22 protein-coding genes and 1 tRNA gene are annotated in these 21,571 nt (G+C 53.6%); 18 read left to right on the top strand and 5 right to left on the bottom strand.

Annotation, left to right across the window (positions count from 1 at the left end):
• The first annotated feature begins 68 nt into the window (after positions 1-68).
• The 6 genes from LAT75_RS07800 (at position 69) to LAT75_RS07775 (ending at position 6,486) form a co-directional block, all read left to right on the top strand.
• Positions 69-875: a choice-of-anchor D domain-containing protein gene (locus LAT75_RS07800; protein ID WP_291482082.1), complete on the top strand. Its 807-nt coding sequence runs from the start codon at positions 69-71 to the stop codon at positions 873-875.
• A 149-nt stretch (positions 876-1,024) separates the two neighbouring features.
• The gene (locus LAT75_RS07795) at positions 1,025-2,644 is read left to right on the top strand and encodes a hypothetical protein (RefSeq protein WP_291482081.1); all 1,620 of its coding nucleotides are present in this window, start codon (positions 1,025-1,027) and stop codon (positions 2,642-2,644) included.
• 20 nt (positions 2,645-2,664) lie between these two features.
• Positions 2,665-3,609 carry an alpha/beta hydrolase gene (locus tag LAT75_RS07790; RefSeq protein WP_291482080.1) on the top strand — a complete coding sequence of 315 codons (945 nt, stop codon included), beginning with the start codon at positions 2,665-2,667 and terminating at the stop codon, positions 3,607-3,609.
• A 463-nt stretch (positions 3,610-4,072) separates the two neighbouring features.
• Positions 4,073-4,444 carry an alpha/beta fold hydrolase gene (locus LAT75_RS07785; RefSeq protein WP_291482079.1) on the top strand — a complete coding sequence of 124 codons (372 nt, stop codon included), beginning with the start codon at positions 4,073-4,075 and terminating at the stop codon, positions 4,442-4,444.
• 366 nt (positions 4,445-4,810) lie between these two features.
• Positions 4,811-5,320, top strand: coding sequence for a hypothetical protein (locus LAT75_RS07780; protein WP_291482078.1), 510 nt, complete (start codon positions 4,811-4,813; stop codon positions 5,318-5,320).
• A 119-nt stretch (positions 5,321-5,439) separates the two neighbouring features.
• Positions 5,440-6,486, top strand: a complete 1,047-nt coding sequence (locus LAT75_RS07775; RefSeq protein WP_291482077.1) for an alpha/beta hydrolase — start codon at positions 5,440-5,442, stop codon at positions 6,484-6,486.
• Between the two features lie 54 nt (positions 6,487-6,540).
• On the opposite strand, the gene LAT75_RS07770 is transcribed toward LAT75_RS07775, so the two are convergent.
• Positions 6,541-6,614: transfer RNA gene (locus LAT75_RS07770), tRNA-Met, on the bottom strand.
• 229 nt (positions 6,615-6,843) lie between these two features.
• Between LAT75_RS07770 and proS the strand changes: the two genes are divergently transcribed.
• The 7 genes from proS to LAT75_RS07735 all read left to right on the top strand — a co-directional run bounded on the left by proS (position 6,844) and on the right by LAT75_RS07735 (position 14,149).
• Complete coding sequence (gene proS / locus LAT75_RS07765) at positions 6,844-8,313, top strand: proline--tRNA ligase (protein ID WP_291482076.1); 1,470 nt, start codon at positions 6,844-6,846, stop codon at positions 8,311-8,313.
• 284 nt (positions 8,314-8,597) lie between these two features.
• Positions 8,598-9,896 (top strand): AAA family ATPase, encoded by a 1,299-nt coding sequence (locus tag LAT75_RS07760; protein WP_291482075.1) that lies wholly within the window; start codon positions 8,598-8,600, stop codon positions 9,894-9,896.
• Positions 9,897-9,901: 5 nt separating this feature from the next.
• Positions 9,902-10,636 carry an HNH endonuclease gene (locus LAT75_RS07755; protein ID WP_291482074.1) on the top strand — a complete coding sequence of 245 codons (735 nt, stop codon included), beginning with the start codon at positions 9,902-9,904 and terminating at the stop codon, positions 10,634-10,636.
• A gap of 14 nt (positions 10,637-10,650) precedes the next feature.
• Positions 10,651-11,328 (top strand): hypothetical protein, encoded by a 678-nt coding sequence (locus tag LAT75_RS07750; RefSeq protein ID WP_291482073.1) that lies wholly within the window; start codon positions 10,651-10,653, stop codon positions 11,326-11,328.
• A gap of 24 nt (positions 11,329-11,352) precedes the next feature.
• Entirely contained in the window at positions 11,353-12,894 is a 1,542-nt protein-coding gene (locus tag LAT75_RS07745; protein WP_291482072.1) for an NAD(P)H-hydrate epimerase, read from the top strand.
• A 59-nt stretch (positions 12,895-12,953) separates the two neighbouring features.
• Positions 12,954-13,319, top strand: coding sequence for a VanZ family protein (locus tag LAT75_RS07740; RefSeq protein ID WP_363320532.1), 366 nt, complete (start codon positions 12,954-12,956; stop codon positions 13,317-13,319).
• Between the two features lie 173 nt (positions 13,320-13,492).
• A complete protein-coding gene (locus tag LAT75_RS07735) occupies positions 13,493-14,149 on the top strand; it encodes an energy transducer TonB (RefSeq protein WP_291482071.1) in 657 nt (218 codons plus the stop codon).
• A gap of 154 nt (positions 14,150-14,303) precedes the next feature.
• On the opposite strand, the gene LAT75_RS07730 is transcribed toward LAT75_RS07735, so the two are convergent.
• On the bottom strand, positions 14,304-14,744 hold the full coding sequence (locus LAT75_RS07730; protein ID WP_291482070.1) for an NUDIX hydrolase: 441 nt from the start codon (positions 14,742-14,744) through the stop codon (positions 14,304-14,306).
• Positions 14,745-14,748: 4 nt separating this feature from the next.
• Complete coding sequence (locus tag LAT75_RS07725; protein ID WP_291482069.1) at positions 14,749-15,090, bottom strand: DUF1844 domain-containing protein; 342 nt, start codon at positions 15,088-15,090, stop codon at positions 14,749-14,751.
• Between the two features lie 161 nt (positions 15,091-15,251).
• On the opposite strand from LAT75_RS07725, the gene LAT75_RS07720 reads away from it, so the two are divergent.
• Positions 15,252-16,460, top strand: a complete 1,209-nt coding sequence (locus LAT75_RS07720) for a DUF1015 family protein (RefSeq protein ID WP_291482068.1) — start codon at positions 15,252-15,254, stop codon at positions 16,458-16,460.
• A gap of 120 nt (positions 16,461-16,580) precedes the next feature.
• Positions 16,581-17,651, top strand: a complete 1,071-nt coding sequence (gene serC / locus LAT75_RS07715) for a 3-phosphoserine/phosphohydroxythreonine transaminase (protein ID WP_291482067.1) — start codon at positions 16,581-16,583, stop codon at positions 17,649-17,651.
• Positions 17,652-17,746: 95 nt separating this feature from the next.
• Here serC and LAT75_RS07710 read toward each other — a convergent pair whose 3' ends face one another.
• Positions 17,747-18,943 carry a hypothetical protein gene (locus tag LAT75_RS07710; RefSeq protein WP_291482066.1) on the bottom strand — a complete coding sequence of 399 codons (1,197 nt, stop codon included), beginning with the start codon at positions 18,941-18,943 and terminating at the stop codon, positions 17,747-17,749.
• A 121-nt stretch (positions 18,944-19,064) separates the two neighbouring features.
• Entirely contained in the window at positions 19,065-19,277 is a 213-nt protein-coding gene (locus LAT75_RS07705; RefSeq protein ID WP_291482065.1) for a cold shock domain-containing protein, read from the bottom strand.
• 313 nt (positions 19,278-19,590) lie between these two features.
• Between LAT75_RS07705 and LAT75_RS07700 the strand changes: the two genes are divergently transcribed.
• The 3 genes from LAT75_RS07700 to LAT75_RS07690 all read left to right on the top strand — a co-directional run bounded on the left by LAT75_RS07700 (position 19,591) and on the right by LAT75_RS07690 (position 21,450).
• On the top strand, positions 19,591-20,364 hold the full coding sequence (locus tag LAT75_RS07700; protein ID WP_291482064.1) for a hypothetical protein: 774 nt from the start codon (positions 19,591-19,593) through the stop codon (positions 20,362-20,364).
• A gap of 113 nt (positions 20,365-20,477) precedes the next feature.
• Positions 20,478-21,008 (top strand): sigma-70 family RNA polymerase sigma factor, encoded by a 531-nt coding sequence (locus LAT75_RS07695; RefSeq protein ID WP_291482063.1) that lies wholly within the window; start codon positions 20,478-20,480, stop codon positions 21,006-21,008.
• Entirely contained in the window at positions 20,998-21,450 is a 453-nt protein-coding gene (locus LAT75_RS07690; RefSeq protein WP_291482062.1) for a hypothetical protein, read from the top strand. Before LAT75_RS07695 ends, LAT75_RS07690 begins: the two co-directional genes overlap by 11 nt.
• The last annotated feature ends 121 nt before the right edge of the window (positions 21,451-21,571 follow it).

The following is a 21,571-nucleotide window of genomic DNA, read 5'->3' as shown; positions in this document are numbered from 1 at the left end:
CAACACCAACCAAAACGATGACCGGTACGCAACGTCCGGTTTTCAAACCCTTCAAAAAAACCAATCTCATGAAAAAAATACTCTATTCCGTAATGATAGCCGCGCTTGTGTTTGCCGGCTATGCGTGCAGCTCAAGCAGTGACAGCCCTGAGCTATCCGTTTCTGAAACCAATCTCGATTTCGGTGACGTGCGTACCGGTGAAAACAGAACCCTCACTTTTGATGTGCGCAACGACGGCGATGTGGCCCTCGATGATGTGAACGTAGCCGTTACCGGCGCCGGCTTTGCCGTTGCCGAAGCCGACATGCAGTTCGCCCTCGGCGTTGGTGCAAGCCGCACGGTAACCATCACCTTCACAACCGATGCCCCCGGCGATTACAGCGGAAGTGTTACCGTTTCTTCCGTGAGTCAAAATCTGGTACGTACCGTAAACCTCGCCGCTTTTGCCGTTGATGCCATCGCAGGCACCTGGATTTCTCAGGGTGAGGACATCGCCCCGGGTCTGGCCGGACCTCCTTTCCTCAACGTGGAAATCGTGGCAACCTTCAATGCGGACAACACCTACAATGTGGAATCGGTTGACGCAAACGGATCAACCATTTCCTTCACCGGTACCTGGGTAGCCGGTGCGCCAAATGCCGAGGGTATCCGCTCCATTTTGCTGGAGCAGGCCACTCCTTTTGCAGTCGTTTCTTCCGGCATTTTCCGAGTTAACGGCAGCCGCATGGAGTATGAAGTGATTCAGCAGGGCCTCACCGGTGTTGAGCCCCCGACGGTAGAAGGCGGTTTCGGCAGCACGCTCATCGGCGGCAACCCGACCGGCGCTTTCTGGATTCAGCGCTACAGCCGCGTAGAAGTGGTGCCTACTAACTAAGCGGGCCCTAAAACGACTGTTATACCGCAATAAAAAGACGGGCGGCGATTCAGCCGCCCGTTTCTTGTTCCTCTGTTAAATGTGTGCCTTGTATGGATGCTTTACCGACCGCAGCACCTGCTGCATTTCAACCTCTGAGCCCATCCCCCATGAAAAAAAAATTACTTTCTGTTTTAGGATGCAGTGTGATGGCCGTCCTGCTTTGGGCCGCCTTCATTCCGGAAGTCCTCGCGCAGCTGGTTCAGCCCGAAGACCTCCGCCTGAGCGAGCGCTCCGAAGCCGACCGCATCCGCCTCACCGATCCGCTCCCGGGCGAGTTTCAGTTTATCGGCTACTCCTTCACCCGTACCACAACCACCAATATTACCCCGGTTAATGAGGTCCTGCAGGGGCAGGTCATTGGCCGGCTTTTCGGGCGCAACTCCACCGAAACGGTTGACCGCGCGGCCTTTTACACCGAGCAGCGCTTTGTGCCGCTTTTCGTGTACCGGCCCTCCATCATTGATGGCTACGCGACCTTCCGCGGCCTCTTCAAAATTGACTACACCTGGGGCGATCAGGCCTACGGCATCGGCAACAACCGCGGCGGCGCCATCAGCGGCGGGCAGATCAACCTGCAAACCCTCATGGCCAACGTCGATATTCGTCCGCCGGACAGCTGGTGGAATCTGGTCGTGGGCCTGCAGCGGATTTTCGACAGCCCGTACGATCCGAACATCAACCCGCTCGACCTGTTTCAGCGAACCGGCTACAAGCTCTCGTTTTGGGGCACGCAGGCAGTTGGGGTGAGCTGGTACGCCCGCCCGCATCAGGCCGTTCATGCGCGGCTGGGTTTCTTTCAGCTGTGGGAAAATCAGATTTCCCGCGACGACGATGTTTTTGTGGTGATGGGTGATGTAATGACGCGGCCGCACCCCAAGCTCGAGCTGGGCTTCAACGCCTGGTATCTGCGCGATACGGCCCGCGGCGGAGGCGGCATTTCCGTGCTCGGTCAGGGCTTCACAAGCGCGCTGGCCGAATACAACGGCGCGCCCCGCCTCAACTTTCAGGGGGCACCGAGCCAAAACTACACCGCAGATATCCTCTGGCTCGGCACCAACGCAAGCTGGAACCGCAACTTCGTGCACGGTCCGCTCGCCCTCGACGCCTACGCCATCGCCAACCTCGGCCGCATTTCTCCGGTCGCAGCCGGTTTTGATGACGTAGACGTGCTCGGCGCAAGTTTCAACGCCTCGGCCCACTACCGCTACGGCATGACCAACAACGACCGCGTGTGGATCGAAGCCCTGTACACCACCGGCGACGAAGACGGCGCCGCCGACGGCAAATTCAACGGCGTGGTAACCGGCAACATCTGGGGCTCGCCGGTCGGCATTTACAGCTCGCACCGGGCCTTCCTGCTCTTCCCGGATCCGCAGGTCGTGAACCGCTACTACAGCATGGTGCACGACATCTCCAACATGGGGCTGGGCGTAGCAGGCGGTTCCTTCAACGTAATGCGCGACCTCATCCCGAACCGCTTCAGCGCCAAAGCTGGCACGGCCATTGCCTTCAGCAACCAAACCCTGCCCGGCGGCGGAAACCACATCGGCACCGAAATCAATGGCGAGCTTAAGTACAACCTGCGGGTGTTCCTCACCGCCGGCCTCAGCGCGGCTTATGTGTTCACCGGCGACTTCTACGACGCTCCGCGCTCCACAAGCCGCTCCGACTTCACCCCCGACAATCCCTGGGTGGTTTTCCTTTCCCTCACCTGGCTGATGTTCTAACCCTTAAAATTGTGCGAACTATGAAATGGTTTTATGTAATGATCGCGGCCGCGCTGCTCACCCTGGCTTCCTGTGCCGGCGTACGCTACGCCGATAAACCCGCGCTTGAATTTCAGGACATCGACTACGGTTTTGAGGTTCAGTTTTCGCAGGGCGAGCCCCGCATCGCCTATATCGACGAAGGCAGCGGCGGCCAAACCCTGCTGCTGGTGCACGGGCTGGCGAGCAACGCCGGCTTCTGGCGCTACAACATCGCCGAGCTCAGCCGGCATCACCGCGTGATTGCCGTTGACCTGCCCGGCTACGGCAAATCGCAGAAAGGCGATTTCCCCTACGGCATGGCCTTCTGGGCCGAAACCCTGGCTGATTTTATCAGTGAGCTGGGTCTCGAAAACGTGGTGTACGTGGGTCACTCCATGGGCGGGCAAATCGGCATCACGCTCTCCATCAATCATCCCGAGGCCATCAGCGCGCTGGTGCTCGCGGCCCCGGCCGGGGTCGAAAGCTTCTCGCAGGGCTCCGGCGACTGGCTGCGCAGCGTGTTCACCATGCAGGGCGTTAAGCGCACGCCCGAGCCGCAAATCCGGGAAAACCTCTCCATCAACTTCTACCGCTGGAACAACGCCTGGGAGTGGATGGTGGAAGAGCGCGTGCGCATGGCCAAAGCCGCCGAAATGGACGAATTCGCCTACACCGTGGTGCAATCCATCGGCGCCATGCTCGATGAGCCCACCACGCACCGCCTGCACCGGGTCGGCCACCCTACCCTGATTGTGTACGGCCGCTACGACGGCCTCATCCCGAACCGCTTCCTCAACCCCGGCTTCCCCGCCGCGGTTTTTGAGCTGGCCCACGAGCAAATCCCCGACAGCAAGCTGGTCGAAATCAACAACGCCGGCCACATGCTCATGATCGAAAAACCGGCCGGGTTCAACGCGGCCGTGCTGGGCTTCACCCGCAGATAAGCGGCGCACCGAAGCTGAAAAATCCCCCGCCAATCATCCGGCGGGGGATTTTTTTTGCAGGCAGTTTAAAACACCTCAGCCTGCTACCGGCTGCATCGGTAGTCCCGCCTCCGTATTTTTTGGGTGGAATTCCGTGGGCATCACGGTCAGCATTGCCAACCCGATAAATCCCAAGCCTACGGCATGCGCCTTGCTTTTTTGTTCGGGATGCGGGGTTACGGCTGTGATTCGCGTGTCAGGGCGGATTTTGTGTCCGTGCCGGAATCGATAATTTTCCGGTAGCTAACAATCACGGAATTACCCGTGGATTTGGGGTGTCCCGGACTGCCCCGAAAGACCGTGATGTGCAGGGAGTTCCCCCAAAAAAAAATCGAAGTCGGAAATGGCTTCTTAATTTGGCTCCGGCTTATCCTTTACGGGCGTTTGTTTACTGAACATTTTAACTCCGCATTAAATCGTACCCATGCTCACCCGATTTTCAGGTCCGCATCATTTCCGAATAAACACAGCCGAAGCTGCCGGCAAAACGCCGCTGCTGTTCGTGCACGGCAATACGAGCACGGGCGCGTGGTGGGCGCCGCTAATGCGGTGCTTCGACCCGCAGCGGTATTTCTGCGTGGCGCCGGACCTCAACGGTTTCGGGCAGACCAAATTCCGGCCGATCGGCGCCTGGAGGGGTGTCCGGGACTGGGCACGCGACCTCACGGACCTGCTCGACCGCCTCGGGATGGGGATTTTTTGCAAAAAAAAGGGCTGTTCCGAACTATGCAGACCTGAACATAGCCCCTTTACTTTTCCAATATTGCATTTGGGGGATCACCCTAAACATAATTGACTTTTGTGCATGTTAGTAATCCGTAACTGGTGGTATCAAACCATCAGTATTCCTGGCATGCTTGGATGAAAAACCTGCTTTCGAGCGGATATAGCCCGAACCAGCTTACCCTTATTTGATTCTTTGCAAAGCAAGGACGACACATTTATAGAACTCAGCTTCACCTTATGATACTAAAGTTCAAACCGTCAAATCGGCTGTGCTTCACAAACAAAATAATAGCTTTATTAGCTATTGTTTTGTTTTATATAAGGTTACATATAAAAATATTTTTGCCTATACCACACTGAAATATTCTTATTTTAATGATGGTGAGAAAATTGAACTCCCAAAAAATAAACCTTATTAATAATTCAATTTATAGGCATGAAAAAAAATATACTTGCTGTAATTTTCACATTAATTGTTTTTGTAACATTTGGGTGTGAAGGTGATCAGGGTCCTGTTGGGCCTCAAGGTGATCAAGGTCCTGCGGGGTCAGTTAATATCATTACACAGTCTAACGTGCTGTCTTTAAATAATTTAATTATTGAAGATCAGGACTTGGTTTATTGGACCTTTCCTTGGGCAGCGTTGACGAGTGAAATTTATGAAAACGGTATCGTCCTGGTTTTTTTACGTGATGTTGAAGGTTCAGAATGGACACCACTGCCGTTGCCAATTGAAACTACAACCATGACTTACGGTTTTAAAACAGGACAATACGAAGTGATAGTTCTTGGTGATGATGCTGTCACATTAGTTGCATTTACGATTGGAGCAACAGTAAGGGCAGTTGCGATTCCGCCATCTCAGGTTAATTCACGTATTGACCATAATGACTATGATGCTATAATTGAATATTATCAGTTAGGCGATGTGTTAGGATTTGAATAATTGTTAGATTATTTATATGAAAGCCGTGTTTCGTAAGGAGCACGGCTTTTTGTATTTTAATGAGACGTCCAAGTATTGATTAAAACAGAATAATCAATAACATAGTTAGCAACTTTTCTATGTTTACCACCTTTTCAGGTCCGCACTATCTCCGCACCAACACAACGGAAGCCGCCGGCAAAACGCCGCTGCTGTTTGTGCACGGCAACACGAGCACGGGGGCGTGGTGGGCGCCGCTGATGCGGTGTTTCGATCCGCAGCGGTACTTCTGCGTGGCGCCGGACCTCAACGGTTTCGGGCAGACCAAATTCCGGCCGATCGGCGCCCGGACGGGTGTCCGGGACTGGGCACGCGACCTCACGGACCTGCTCGACCGCCTCGGGATTGCGCGGGCGCATGTGGTGGCGAGTTCGCTGGGCGGTATCGTGGGCTGGCAGCTGCTGGCCGCGCATAGCGCCCGGCTGCTGAGCGTGGTGCAGATTGCGCCGGGCTCGCCCTACGGTTTTGGCGGTACGCAGGGGGCAGAGGGAACGCCCAATTTCCCGGATTTTGCCGGCTCGGGTGCGGGCATGAGCAACCCCGCGCTGATTGCGCGCATCCGCGCGGGCGACCGCAGCAAACAGCCGCCGGTGGTGACCTCCCCCGCCTGGGTGCTGCAACAGTACGTGCTGCGCAACCGCATGGAGCTGGACGAGGCGCATCCGCTGCTCGACGGCATGTTCTCGCTGCGGCTTGAGGACGGCGGTTTCCCGGGGGATGTGCTTCCGAGCCCCAACTGGCCGGGATACGCGCCCGGCGAGCGCGGCATCGTGAACAGCATCTCCCCGAAACAGCTGCGGGGTCTGGCGGAGGCGGTGCTGCAGGCCCGTGAGCCCGTGCCCCTGCTCTGGCTGCGCGGCGCCGAAGACGCGATTGTGAGCGACCGCTCCGGCTCTGACCCGGCCGTGCTGGGAGCGCTTGGCCTGATTCCCGGCTTCCCGGGTGAGGCCGACCTGCCCCCGCAGCCCATGCTGCTGCAAACCCGCGCCCTGCTCGACGCCCGCGCCGCGAACGGCACCCCCTATCGGGAAAGCGTACTTTCGGGGCTTGGTCATTGCCCTTACCTCGAAGAGCCGCAGCGGGTACACGCGGAGATCAGCGGCTGGCTGGCTGATTTCAGGGCATAAAAAAAGCCGCTTCCTGTTCAGGGATGCGGCCTTAAATGTTTATTTAGGGTTTCGTAGCGTGGGGCGGACTTGAACCGCCGACCTCCGGGTTATGAATCCGACGCTCTAACCGGCTGAGCTACCACGCCATTTTTTGCAAGACTGCAAATATAAGGCAAAAGTGAGCCAAAAGCCACATCAGGATTCGGCTTTTTGCGGGAGATTTCCGGAGGCCTGTCCGGTACTGAAAGGGTGCATCCGCAGGCGTTTCAGCAGCAAACCGGGCCCGAAAGTTGGGGTAAAAAATGCTATCTTTGCAGGCTAACGAAAAGCATCAACATGAGGTGCACGTGCTAATTCCAATTCAAAACTGACTTTATGGCCAAGAACATCACGCCGCGCAGCAAAGACTATTCGCAGTGGTATCAGGATATTATTAAGGAAGCAAGCCTTGCCGAGCACTCGCCGGTGCGGGGCTGCATGGTCATTAAACCTACCGGCTACGCCCTCTGGGAAAACATGCGCGACGCCCTCGACCGCATGTTTAAGGATACCGGGCATCAGAATGCCTACTTCCCGCTGTTTATCCCCAAATCGTTTCTTTCCAAGGAAGCCAACCATGTGGAAGGCTTCGCCAAAGAGTGCGCGGTAGTAACGCACAGCCGGCTCATCAGCACCGAAGACGGCGTAGATGTGGACCCCGACTCGAAGCTCGAAGAAGAGCTGATTGTGCGGCCGACTTCCGAAACCATCATCTGGGACACCTACCGCGGCTGGATTCAGTCCTACCGCGACCTGCCGATTCTGGTGAATCAGTGGGCGAATGTGGTGCGCTGGGAGATGCGTACGCGCCTGTTTTTACGCACCATGGAGTTCCTCTGGCAGGAAGGTCATACCGCGCACGCCACCGAGGAAGAGGCCGTAGCCGAAACCAAACAGATGCTCGAAGTGTACCGCACCTTTGCCGAAGAATACATGGCGATGCCGGTGATTACCGGGGTTAAAACCGAGAGCGAGCGTTTTGCCGGCGCCGTTGAAACCTACTGCATCGAAGCCCTCATGCAGGACGGCAAAGCCCTGCAGGCCGGTACGTCCCACTTTTTGGGGCAGAATTTCGCCAAAGCCTTCGACTGTACCTTTCAGGACAAAGACGGTCAGCTGAAGCACGTTTGGGCCACGAGCTGGGGCGTTTCCACCCGCCTGATCGGCGGCCTGATTATGACGCACTCCGACGACGACGGCCTCATCATCCCCCCGCGCATCGCCCCCTGGCAGGTCGTGATTGTGCCCATTTACCGCAAAGATGACGAGCGCGAAGCCGTTGTGGCCTACGCCGCTGAAATCAAAAAAGAACTGCACAAAGCCGGCATCCGCGTGAAGCTCGATGACCGCGATCAGTACAAGCCCGGCTGGAAATTTGCACAGCACGAAGTTGAGGGCGTACCGGTGCGCCTTGCGGTTGGTCCGCGGGATGTTCAGAACCTGAAAGCCGAGTGCGTGCGCCGCGACACCCGCGACAAGCAGCTGCTCGACCGCGACGCCATTTTGACCGAGGTGCAGTCCCTGCTCGATAACATGCAGGCCGAACTGCTGCAAGCCGCCAAAGACCGCATGGAAGCCAACACGCACGTGGCGGAAAGCTATGAAGAGTTCAAAAGCATACTCGACGAAAAGGGCGGCTTCATCTACGCACACTGGGACGGCACGCCCGAAACTGAGGCGCGCATCAAGGAGGAGACGAAGGCGACCATCCGCTGCATCCCCCTTCACGGCGATAAAACGCCCGGCAAGTGCATGCTCACCGGCAAGGCGTCGGCGCAGAAAGTGCTCTTCGCGCGGGCTTATTAGTAATTTGAGGTGTTGTGTTCTCATCCCGGTTTTTAATACCGGGATGAGACTAAGGCCTGATTGAATTTTGTGTGGCAGAGTTAGCGTGTGGGCTCACAGGTTTAGCCAATTTATATCGGTTAAATCAAAAGTGCATAAAAGCCATTCAGCCAAACTTTGAATATGTCGGCACAGTTCTTCGGTAATTTTTATATTTTGATAGCTTAAATTCATTTTTTCGTACAATAAATCAGCATACAAGGTTTACGCAAACAAATTTCGGGCATTTTTAAATGTTGACATAAGTGAGAATCGACAAAATTAAAATAAAAAACTTCAAAGGTTTTGCTGACGAAACGTTTGATTTAAACCCAAATTTCACAGTGCTTATTGGAGATAATGCCAAGGGGAAAACTTCCGCTTTGGATGCACTCGCAGTAGCAGCCGGAAGTTTTTTGCGCGGTATAGATGTTGCTAATCACGAAGCACGGGGAATAAATAAAAGAGAAGTAAGAGTAAAAACGATTGAAGGTCAGCCAAGGCCACAGCTTCCGGTTGAAATAGAATGCTTTGGTGAAGTTAATGGTGTTTATCTGAAAGAGGGATGGAAGCGTACGGTTAATAAGCTGAGTCAGAAAACAACAACAACTTATGCGGATGCCAAAAACATTGAACGCCTTGCATCCGGGATGTTACAGGAAAGCCGGCAAAACGGTAAGGTTACATTCCCTGTAATTGCATATCACGGAACGGGACGTTTGTGGGCCGAACATGAAGAAAAAAAAGCAGTTTATAAAAAGCAGGGGGAAGGCGTAGAGCTGGCCTACACAAGGTGCCTGTCGCCAAAATCATCGAGCAAAGAGTTTCTTTCGTGGTATAAAACGTATGAAGACGAAATTAAGAAGTTCGGCTCACCGAAGGAGAAAGCCCTGCTGCAAAGTTTTAAAGAGGCAATTATTTCAATGATCCCTGACAATCACTGGACTGATATGTCATATAGTTTTAAGGATGAAGATTTAATTGGTATCTTTAAAAATAACAACAAAACTGACAGGCTGCTATTTAGTCAGTTAAGCGATGGCTATCGGAATTTAATTGGAATGGTTGCTGACATCGCATATCGGTGTATTAAACTCAATCCTCATCTGGGGGATGATGCCGTGAGCCTGACACCGGGCCTGGTTTTAATTGACGAACTTGACCTTCACCTGCATCCTAACTGGCAAAAAAGAATTGTGTCGGACCTGAAAACTGTGTTTAAGAACATACAGTTTGTAGCTACAACACATTCCCCTTTTATCGTTCAAAGCCTAAAGTCAGATGAATTAATTAATCTTGACGAAGTTAAAGGGCTTGATCATGACCCAAATAAATATAGTGTGGAAGAAATTTCAGAAAATGAAATGGGCGTTATCAATGTGAAAAGGAGTGCCGAATTCTCAGAAATGCAATCGAAAGCCAGGGAATATTTTGATTTAGTCAATAAGAAGGCTTCTACTGATGAAATAGCTAAAGCAAAGAGATTATTGGATGGTCTCAGGGTAAAGTTCAGCAAAGATCCGGCTTACGTAGCCCTCTTAGAGTCAGAATTTCCTAAAGAATAGCTGTGATGAGACCTGTTGTAAAGTCCGTTAAAGGTAAATCTGAGGGTCATTATAAGCCCTGGGGGGATGCTAAACCAGAACTCATTGGCGAAATCGGGTCTTTTTGTTCTTATTGTGAAAAACAGGTAACCCGTTCATCCCTTCACATTGAGCATATAAAAGGCCGAAAGGTTACGAATAAAGAAGGCGAATTAATTTATGCAGACCTTTGCTATGACTGGAATAATTTTTTATTAGCGTGTTCTAATTGCAATAGCACAAAGTCTAATAAAGACATTGCACTAACTAATCCATTTCTGCCTCATCAAAATAATTTAATCCATTTCATAGAAATTGACTCAGAAGGAAGGGTTGTAATAAAGTCTGGTATTGCACAAGACAAACTCAGTAAAGTTCAGGCATTTATGGATTTAGTAGGCTTAGACAGGCTGCCGGGGCATCCTGATTATTCAGAAAAGGATGACAGATGGCAAAGCAGGCTGGAAGCGAGGGATCTTGCCCAAAGACAATTTTCGAAATATAACTCAACACCCCGGTCAACAGATATCGAGAACATCGTAAGTTTGTCTAAAGAAAAAGGTTTCTTTTCCGTTTGGTACTATCAATTTTCCAATCATCCTGAAGTGCTTGATGCTCTGATAAATGGTTACATTATAGATGGAGCAAAGAAGATACCATTTATGGGAACACATACCGGATCATTTGAGGCGCCAACCTTTATGACGGTTGAGCGCATGTAGTCTGAGCTATAGCTATGAAAACATTCCTCCTCCCTCAACCCGTTAAACAGTCACTAATTTCAACCTGCCCCGTTTTGGATGACGCCCGCCAACCTTTAGCCCGCCTGATCTCAGTGGCCCTGAACCCGCTTATGCTGGTCGCGCCGCTGTTCTGGCTGCTGGGCGCGGCGGGGCACGAGCCTGGCCCGGCACGGGAGCTGCTGTTCATTTCAGTTCTGTTCTTTGCGGTGCTGCCCTTCGGCCTGCTGCTGCTTTTTCTGAAAGCAAAGCGTATTGAGTCGCTCGAAATCAGAAACCGCAGCCGCCGGCCGCTGCCTTTCCTGCTCGGCATTGCGCTGTACGGGGCGGGTTTCGCCCTGCTGATTTCGGTGGAAGGCCCCTTCGGCCTCATCCAAAATGCCGCGTTTGCCCTGCTTTGGAGCAGCGTGCTTGCATCGGTCATTACCCTGTGGTGGAAAATCAGCATTCACTGTACGGCCATCGCGATGGCGGCGTATTATGCCGGCTTCACCGGCGCTGCCCTGCTAAGTCCGGCCGGGAGCCTGTTGCTTGCGGCGGCGGGGCTGCTGCTGAGCGCTGCTGTGGCCTGGTCGCGCATCACCCTGAACGCCCACACACCGGCGCAGAGCATCGCAGGTCTGGCCTTCGGCTTCGCGGCCGCGGCACTTACGCTGCAATTTTATCCCGTTTAATTTATCAGACGAAACGAATCATCCATGATACCACCCGGCTATGAAAACCGGCTTTATACTGCTGCACAGTCCCGCGAAATTGACCGGCTGACCATCGAGCAGCTCGGCATTTCGGGCTTCACCCTGATGGAAGTGGCCGCTCAGCGGGCCGCCGACGCCATTTGTGAGGTGCAGCCCGAGCCGGTGCGGGTACTGAGCCTGTGCGGCAAAGGCAACAATGCCGGCGACGCCCTCGCGGTTTCGCGCCTGCTGCTGATGAAGGGCTTTTCGGTGGATGTGTGTCTTGCCCTGGGCACAGACGGGATGTCGGCTGATGCTGCCGCCAACCTGCAAATCCTGGAAAAGATGAAGCAGGCTGATGCCGGCCTGCCGCTCCGCTTCTTCGAAAACGCCCTGCCCGACCGCGTGTACTGCACGGTCGTTGACGGCCTGTTCGGCACCGGACTTCAGCGGGAAATCACCGGCGCTCTCGCGGAGATCATCGAATCGGTAAACCGCTGGCAAGCGCGCGTATTCGCGATGGATATTCCGAGCGGCCTCCATGCCGATACCGGCGAAGTAATGGGCTGCGCGCTGAAGGCGCACACAAGCTGCATGTTTGGCACGGCAAAGTCGGGCTGCTATCTGGGGATGGGCCCGGAGCTGAGCGGCCGGCGCCTGCTGTGTCCGCTGCCGTTTCCGGAGCATCTGCTCAGGCAGACCGGCGGTCCCGTGCTCCGAAGCCTCTCCCCCGGAGACAAATCCGAAATTGAGCAGCGCCTGCAGCAGCTTTTGCAGGGCAAAACGGTTCATCACAAATATCAGAACGGGAACGTGTATGTGCTGGGCGGCTCGCCGGGCCTCACCGGTGCGGTAATTCTGGCAGCGAAAGCGGCCTGGAGTACGGGCTGCGGCTCGGTTCAGGTTTTCACGACAGCGGAGGTGTCGCCCGCTTACGACGCGCACTTTGTGGACATCACCCGGAAGATTATCCCCGGCGACGGCAGCGGGCTTTTTAAAGCTGATGCGGTGCGCCCGGTTGCCGAAGTGCTGGAAAAGCGCCCCGGTGTTTTGGTGCTTGGTCCCGGCCTGGGAACCCATCCCGAAACGGCCTCGGCTGTGCGGCAGCTGCTGAAGCTGGTGAGGGTACCCGTTGTGCTCGATGCCGACGGCTTCCGCGCCCTCGCCGGCCATACCGCGAAACTGCCCGAAAGCCTGCGCCTCATCGTTACACCGCATCCGGGAGAGCAGGAGCAGCTGCATGGTTTTCGCACGGCAACAACAGATCAGCTGCTCGAGGCCCTGGACATTTTTCCGTGCTCAGCAAACATGGTGTACCTTGCTAAGGGGAGTCCGGCCCTCGCCGGCATCAAAAACGAAATCAGCATAACGGCCTACGACCTGCGGCGCTTTGCACGAACAGGTTTCGGCGATGTGCTCGCGGGCCTGATTGCCGGGATGCTGAGTCAGATTCCTGATGCAGCCCTAAACCCTGGCCTGATGCTCGATGTTTGCCGGCTTGCCCTGCTCGAAAGTTATGAGCGGCTTGGCAGGCAGGTGAAGCCTTCAGCGGGAGGTATGCTTTGAAACTGCACGAATTTCTTAAGCAGATATCACCTGTGTTGCCCCTGTTGCTGTTTGGATGGATGATTCTCGCAATGTATTTAACCCTGTTTCCGGGGGATATGCTGGTTTCAGCGGCCCGCTGGGGAAACCCCAAACTCGGGCACGTAATTTTGTTCGGGGGATGGACCTTCCTTTTTGGTATGAACATGATGGTTTTTTTTAACAAACCCCGTTTCTCTGTTTTTCTGATGATCCTTATAGGAATTATTTTTGGGGCAATAGTTGAATTGATGCAGTTTGCGATGCCTTACGGGCGTAGCGGAATGGTGTCAGATATAGGATATAATGCTGTAGGTGCGTCGCTTGCCGGACTTATGCTTTGGTTTTACCGCTCTAAATTTATTCCCGCAGAATCACTAAATCCAAAAAAAACAGATTCAAATTAGAGCATGTATCGCTTCTGTTCAGCTGCTTAATCTATTAATCACATGCGGATAATGCTGTTTAATAAGAGCTTATGAGCGGTTTTTTTATTCTGAAATAATCAGGCATTATTTGTGTTTTGATAAATATGCAGTATATTCAACGACGTTTACTCAACTAACTCTATCGAATTGTCATGGGTCCAAAGAAAAAACCGGAAAAAGATTTACGCAAAGATTATCAGATTACACTGCAAAGCAGTCTTGTAATTGCTCTTCTTGTTGCGGTCGGCTTGTTTAAATTCAATGTCGATTTCGGCGGCGAGTTTGTAATTGAGCAGATTGACCGAATTGAGCTCGAAATTGAAGACATCATTCAAACTGAAATAATCGAGACTCCTCCGCCCCCGCCACGTCCGCCGGTTCCTATTGAAGTACCGGATGATGCCATCATCGATGATGATCTTCTCGATATGGATGCCTTCCTTGATATGGACGCCGGTTTCGACGCACCACCACCACCACCACCGCCAGCAGATGATTTCGAAGACGAAATCTTCGTAGTTGTGGAAAACATGCCCGAAATGATCGGCGGTCAGGCTGCCCTCTATGACGCACTTCGTTACCCCGATATGGCACGACGTGCAGGAATCGAAGGCCGGGTAATTATTCAGTTTATCGTGGATGAGCAGGGCCGGGTTCAGAATCCGCAGGTAGTCCGCAGCGCCGGTGCCGGTGGCCTCGACGAAGCAGCTGTTGCAGCTATTTCACAAATGCGTTTCACACCGGGTATGCAGCGCGGTCGTCCGGTACGCGTACAGATGACGCAGCCGGTTATTTTCCGTCTTCAGTAATTTCCTTATCTGACCAACAAAAAAAGCTGCTTCCGAAAGGAAGCAGCTTTTTTTATGCCATGAAGCCGAAGAAGCTGTGTTTAGGATAGAGAGGGAAGCTGAAAAGCCGAACTCAGCCGGGCCGAAGGGTGCAGCTGCGACACAGCCGGCCGTTTCAGCTCAGGCTTCCTTCATCAAAAATAGAAGCGAAGCGGTTTAGTACTTCTTTCAGGTTTTCGAATCCGGCAATTTCACGGGCGCGCTTCAGCTCAATCCAGCAGACTTTTGTGATGCCTTCGTCAGTTTGGGGACTGAACTTTTTGGCTTTCGTCTGCATGGCGTACCACCAGGTTGTTTTCTCGAAATCGCCCCATTTGTCGGTGTATTGGTGCAGCGTTGTTCCAAGCTCCGCTTTTATTTCGGGCAGGGGGCACCCGGTCTCCTCAGACACTTCGCGCGCGGCACATTCCGGGATGCTTTCGCCTTTGTCGAGCTTGCCCTTGGGCAAATCCCAGACGTCGTTGCGGTAAATCATGAGGACGTGCGGTTTTCCGGCGATCTGCGTGAATACAACGCCACCGGCTGCGGTAACGGGCTTGTAAACGGTTTCGGACATAAGCTCAGTTTTCTTCTGTTTTGCCGGGAAAACCGATATCGCTGTCCGCTTTTTTTGCCTCTTCTTCAGCAACAAGCGTGCTGAGCTTCCCGCTTAATTTTGTGTAGAGGCTTTCCAGGTATTCACTTGTATCGTTGTTGAGGTTGCCGCTTGTGTAGGCCCGCAGCATTTGAAGGGTATCGACTGCGAAACGGGCCGACTTCAGATCCACTTCTTTCTGATTGTGTACGGGGTTGGGCAGCTCGCCCATGTTCATCGAAGCGATTTTTTCGTACTGCTGAAGCAGCATCATAAACAGCAGCATGTGCTTTTTTTCTTCAGGCAGTTCTTTTAGAGGGAGTTCCATACAGCTTTGAAGCTTAATTTTGTATTTTAGAAAGTTTACCGGAAAGCGGGACCCCGGGCCGGTTCCGCTCAGCAATTTTTTAATTTGAATGTGAATATACCGATTTGCAGCAAGTGATGCCCGAATGGCTGTAGTCCGGTTTTTACGATCCTTAATTCTATATGATAACGATTAAACCTTTCCGCGCCTGGCGGCCTGAACCCCAACAAGCAGCACGTGTAGCCTGTGTACCTTATGATGTAATCAATGCGGAGGAGGCAAGGAGCCTTGCCGGGGGGCTGCCCGAAAGTTTTCTGCATGTTATCAGGCCGGAAATAAATTTCACAGAAAGTATTGACGAGCACGCCGATGAAGTTTACGCGGCTGGTGCTGAAAAACTTAAAGAGATGTGCAGCAATGGTTTGCTTGTTGAAGAAGCAGAGCCGGCACTGTATGTGTACCGGCTTGTCTGGAAGGGCCGATCGCAAACAGGTCTTTTTACCTGCGTGAGCGTTGCCGATTATGATGCTGACCTCATCCTCAAGCATGAACTCACCCGCCCTGATAAGGAAGACGACCGCACCCGCCACATCCGGGAGCAGCAGGCGCACGCCGAGCCGGTGATGCTCAGCTGCCACGAAACCGACGAAATCACGGCCCTGCTCGCGGCGGCGGAATCTGCCGAACCGCTCTTCGACTTCACCGCGCCAGACGGCGTGCAGCACACCATCTGGAAGCAGCCGGCAGCCGGCGAACTGTACCGGGCGTTTTCGGCACTGCCGGCGCTGTATGTAGCCGACGGGCATCACCGGTGCAAAAGTGCCTCACGGCTCGTTGAGCACATGCGGGAAACCAACCCAAACCACACCGGCGAAGAAGAATACAATTTTTTCCCGGCTGTGATTTTCCCCAAGAATCAGATGGAGATCCTGCCCTATAACCGCGTAATCCACAAAGCGGATGCGGCCGCTTTTGAGCACTTCCGTTCTGAGATGAAGCTGAAGCCGACCGATAATCCGGTTCCCGGCAAAAAGGGCGATGTTTGCGTTTATTACAGGGGAAGCTGGTACACCTTCACCCTGCCGCAGCCGGGAGCTGCTGACCCCGTGAGCCTGCTGGATGCCGCCCGTTTGCAGCAGTTTGTCTTTGAGCCTTATTTCGGAATCGGTAACCCGCGCACCGACGCCAATATTTCCTTTATCGGAGGAATCCGCGGCACGGCAGAGCTTGAAAAGCTTGTTGACAGCGGTAAAGCCGCGCTGGGCTTCAGTGTGTACCCGACCGGGATGCAGGAGCTGATGGATGTTTCCGATGCAGGCCTGCTCATGCCGCCAAAGTCGACCTGGTTCGAACCAAAGTTGCGTTCCGGCCTGCTCGTACATCTGTTTTAGGCTTCGTCATCACCCGACGGGAGAAACAAAGCGGGGGAAAACCGGAAAGCCCGGACCCGGCATCTTTACTTATTATTTGACACAGAACACATCACCCTACAAAAAAATTTAAACCAAGCTATGACACGCGCACACAATTTTAGTGCAGGACCAGCCGCGCTTCCGCTGGAAGTACTGAAGGAAGCACAACAGGAATTTCTGGATTTTGCCGGTTCCGGCTCGTCCGTAATTGAACTCAGCCACCGCGGTCCCGAGTATGTGGAAGTTGACCGTCAGGCGCAGGAACGCCTCAAACGCATTTTGGGCCTGGGCGAAGACTTCGAAATCCTCTTTCTGCAGGGCGGCGCAAGCCATCAGTTTATGATGGTGCCGTTCAACTTTTTGGGCAGCTCCCAAACCGCCGATTACATCAGCACCGGCACCTGGTCGAAAAAAGCAATTAAGGAAGCCAAACTGTTTGGGCGTGTAAATGTGGCCTATTCATCAGAAGAGCTCAATTTCAGCCGCGTACCCGAGAGCAGCGAACTGAAGCTCACGCCTGAGCCTGAGTACGTGCATTTCACGTCTAACAACACCATTTTTGGTACGCAGTTTCGCAAGGAGCCCGAAACCAATGGCGTGCCCCTGGTTTGTGATGCTTCCTCAGATTTCCTGAGCCGTCCGCTGGACGTAAGCCGGTACGGCCTCATTTACGCCGGTGCGCAGAAAAATGCGGGCCCTGCGGGACTCACCATCGTGATCGTCCGCAAGGATTTTCTGGCAAAAGGCAAAAAGGAAGGCATCCCAACCATTCTGAACTACAACACCCATGTGGGCACTATGTTCAACACGCCGCCGGTTTTCGGGGTGTACATGTTCAACAAGGTACTGGCCTGGATTGAAGCAAACGGCGGTCTTGCCGCGATGGAAGCCCGCAATGCGGCTAAAGCAAAGCTGCTCTATGATGAGATTGATGCCGACGACTTCTACATGGGCACGACTGAAGCTGCATCGCGCTCGCACATGAACGTTACTTTCCGCCTGAAGGATGAAAGCCTGACCAAGACGTTCCTCGCCGAAGCAGAGAGCCGCAACCTCAAGGGTCTGAAAGGGCACCGCAGCGTGGGCGGGTTCCGGGCAAGCATCTACAATGCCTGCGAGCCGGAAAGTGTGGAAGCTCTCGCAGCCTTCATGAAGGAATTCCGCCGGTAAATCCGAAACGGATTTTTAGGGATGAGATGACATAAAAAAGCCCCGGAACCGCTGGTCCCGGGGCTTTTTTGGTATTAAAGAAAATGCGGGGTTACTCAGAAGCGGTAGGTGAAGCGCGCGTAGAAATCGCTGATTTTACGGCTTGCGGATGCCGTTACCGGCTTGTAGAGGTCCGTACGGTAACGGATGCGCCACTCGAAATTGAGGGTGCTGCTTATGATGAAGCGGTGCCGGAATTCGGCCATGGTTGTGTTTCCGCTGAAGCTTGAAGATACCAGCCAGTGCGGCTCGGTTTCGCCGTAGAGCACCCCAAACAAATGCCGGGGCAGCACTTCGTTGGCGTAGGCCGAAACCTGCCAGCCCGTAGCGGCACCGCCGATAAAGGTGCGGTCGCTGCTGATGCCGCCTGTTACGGTTTCAACCTTTGGCGCATTGGGTACGATACCCAGCTCGCCCCCGGCCCAGAATTCACCCTGAGCAGGACTCAGCGGCAGGCGCATCATCGCGCGCCCTGTGATGGCGGTGTAGCCCTGTAGGGAACCGCCTTCAGAGATCACATCTGAAGTATGGGAGATGCTCAGCTCGCGCTGTACCCAAAGTCCGCTGGTGTTGCGGTGCTCGGCATTAAAAAACCACGAAAGCCGCGCGCCGTCGGGCTGAAAGCTCATGGGGCTTCGTGCGGCGTGTGTGCTGCCCTTAGTACCGTTTCGGCTCAGGATACCATGAAGCCGCCAGTTGGGGTGCGCATCCCAGCGCAGCCAGAGTCCGTCGGTGTGTGAAATGCTGAGGTTCGCAGCGTAGTAACGGTCCAGTCCTTTGGGGATAAAACCCGCCAGCGGGAAACGTCCCTGAAAGCGCCCTGCCCGCAGCTGTAGTTTTGGGGTGATGCTGTAAGAGGCGAAAATCTCATCGATGGTAGCGGTACCGGCCGGATAGCTGCCGCTGCCGGGGGTGTGATCCTGAAAAACAAAGCTGAAATCTCCCTGATTATCTGCTACCCGAACGGCGAGTCGCGCCTGTAGGTAAAAGTCAGGGGTAAAGGTGAGCCGGCTGCCGAGGTGCAGCCGCGCATTGATTGCAGAAACATTCCCGCTGCTGCCGTCCCTTTCCGTTGTAGAAACGGTGGTGAAAACGGGTCTGAAGGCGCCGTAAACCTGAAGCTGCGGATTAAATGCCGGGGAGTCCGAACCGGTGCTGCCGGTCTGTGCCTGAGAAATAAGCGGCGTGAAAAGAAGGACAGTTAAAGAAAGGAAAAACAAAATTTTGGGAATCATGGCCTTTTGTATAATCAAAAATCAAAATGAGAAAATAAATCTAACCTCAAGGTAAGGATTTGCGCCAGGAATTATTATCAAAAAAAAAGCCGCCTCTGCAAAGCAGAGGCGGCCGGAAAATTAAGCTTGAGAAGAACCCTTATTCAGGATTTACGTTCTCAGCCTGAAGTCCTTTGGAGCTTTGTGTTACATTCATTGTAACGTATTGACCTTCCTTAAGGGTTTTGAAGCCTGGAAGATTGATAGCGCTATGATGTACAAAGACATCCGGGCCGTTTTCTTGTTCGATAAATCCAAAGCCTTTATCATCGTTAAACCATTTAACGCGGCCGGATACTTGTTCTGCTGACATAATTACTAAAATTTGTGTTGTAAAATATTGCGGATACAATCTTGAGGCATACTCTGTACATTTATACATCTTAAGCGTTACAAAATTGCTTACCTAAATTACTCTTTTTATGGTCTAAAACAAAAAGTATTTGAGATAGTGCCGCTAAAGCAACTAAAAACATCCATTAAAGCGACTGGGGGCGGTATTTGCAATATGATTATTATATTTTTGGACTCCAAAAAGAGGTTTATCAGGTGAACGTTTTGGGAAAGCGGGCGTCTAAAGTGGCGTAACCAGATAATATTTCCCATCCTTCAACAGGAGTTAAGCTATGAAACGAACAATCATTTTAAGTGTAGCAACAGCCGTTTTGGTACTCTTTGCCGGTTTTGCTGATCTCAGTGCGCAGCAGCGCGGTCAGTCAGCTCAATCAGGTAACCGTGGTGCTGACATCCATACTATGGCACTGATTTACGGCAACGAGATTAACCTCACCGAACAGCAGCAGGCTGAGATTGCCCGCATCCGCGTTGATTTCCGCCGCGATATGCAGCAGCAGCGCTCTGAATTTGCCGGACGGCAGAACCGCCGTGCCCAGGCAGACAACCGCGCCGCTATGGCGGAAAGACGTACCGATATGCGCACCCGGATCGAAGCAGTACTAACCCCGGCTCAGCTCGAACAGATCGCACAAATCCGCAGTGAGCGCATGGATAACCGGCAGGCACAGCAGGATCTGATGCGCACCGCCTACATTGAGGCCGTTGCAGAGGATATGGGGCTTGACGATGCCAAAACCCGGCAGCTTGTAGAAATTCATGCAAACTTCCGCGAGGAAATGGCACCCGTACGCGAAGCCATGCAGAATGCCATGCGCACACAGGCAGAAATGAGCGAAACACGGCAGCAGCGGCAGCGCCTGCAGGTACACCGCGAGCAGCTGAATGAACAAATCCGGGAAGTACTTAGCGAAGAAGAATTCGCGCAGTGGACCGAAGAATGGAATCAGCTGATGCCGCAAAACAGGCAGAATATGCAGGGCCGCGTTGACCGGCAGCAGCGGCCGGATGCCCCGGCAGAGCGCAACCGCCGGAACAACCGCTAAGCTTTATTCAGTACCTTAAGCCCGGGGAATCCGGCAGGCCATTGCCCGCCGGATTCCTCCTTTTAAGTTTCAGCCAACTTTCCTCATTTCGTTTTCCCCCACCAGCCGTGTCCGTGCAAACCAGCCCTCAGCAGCAGCTCGATGATCAGCTCGAAGAGCTGTATCCCCGTATTGAGCGGTCAGTTCGGGCATATACCCTGGGCTCGGGGCTTGATTCGCAGGATCTCACACAAGAAGTGTTTCTCAAGGCGGTTCGCAGCATCGGAAGTTTCGGAGGCGACGCCGCCCTGTACACCTGGCTTTTCAGAATTGCGCGAAACACCTGCATCGACGCTATGCGGCGGCTGCGCACCCGGCGGCGCTACCACACCGACGCGGAAATGGATGAAAGCCGCCTCGATGCCGATGAAGACACCGACCCCGTAAACAGCCGCGAATCTGTAAGAATGGTGCAGCAGGCTATCGCTAAGCTCGATCTCGAATACCGCGATTTAATTGTGATGCGCGAAATCGAAGGCCTGCCCGTAGCCGATATCGCCGCTATAACCGGGCTCAAAGACGGAACCGTAAAAAGCCGGCTCTTCCGGGCGCGGCTGATGCTCAAAGAATTGTTAACCAAAGCAGGATATGAACATGACACGTGAACAACTTCAAGCCCTGATGTTTGACTGCCTCGAACACGACTGCAGCCCGCAGCAGCTGCAGCAGCTCGAACAGGCTCTGAACGCCTTCCCCGATCTGAAGGCCGAATGGCTGGCCCTTCAGCAGGATGCGGCACTGCCGGCACTCAGTGAGGCCTTCCCGCTTCACGCGGCGCCGGAGGAAAACATCCGCGAGATCCGGGCAGCGCTGGGTACCGATTTCACCGCGGTTGTGATTTCCTGGTTCCCCAAATACATGGCTGCCGCTGCCGCCATGATGGTGGTACTCGCCGGCGCATGGCTGCTATCGCCGCAGACCTTCGATTTCGACGAAGACCACATCACCGACTGGATTTACCAGCAGGATGAGCGTCAGCTTTTCCATCAGGAGCAGCTGCTCGTTTCCGAATTCCCGTTTTACTTCAATCAGTCCGATAATGACTAATACCACCCTCAAAGCCGCCCTTTCTTTCATCGGGCTTTTCGTTGCCGGTGTGGTGAGCGGCTATTTCCTGGCCGTTGTGAGCGGGGCCTCAACCGGCCTTCCTGCACAGCCGCCCGTTACT

Origin of the sequence: Cyclonatronum sp. (assembly GCF_022565315.1) — a bacterium.
GTDB lineage: Bacteria > Bacteroidota > Rhodothermia > Balneolales > Cyclonatronaceae > Cyclonatronum.
The sequence above is the reverse complement of the archived record's forward strand: the minus strand, read 5'-3'. Positions and strand labels throughout refer to the sequence as shown.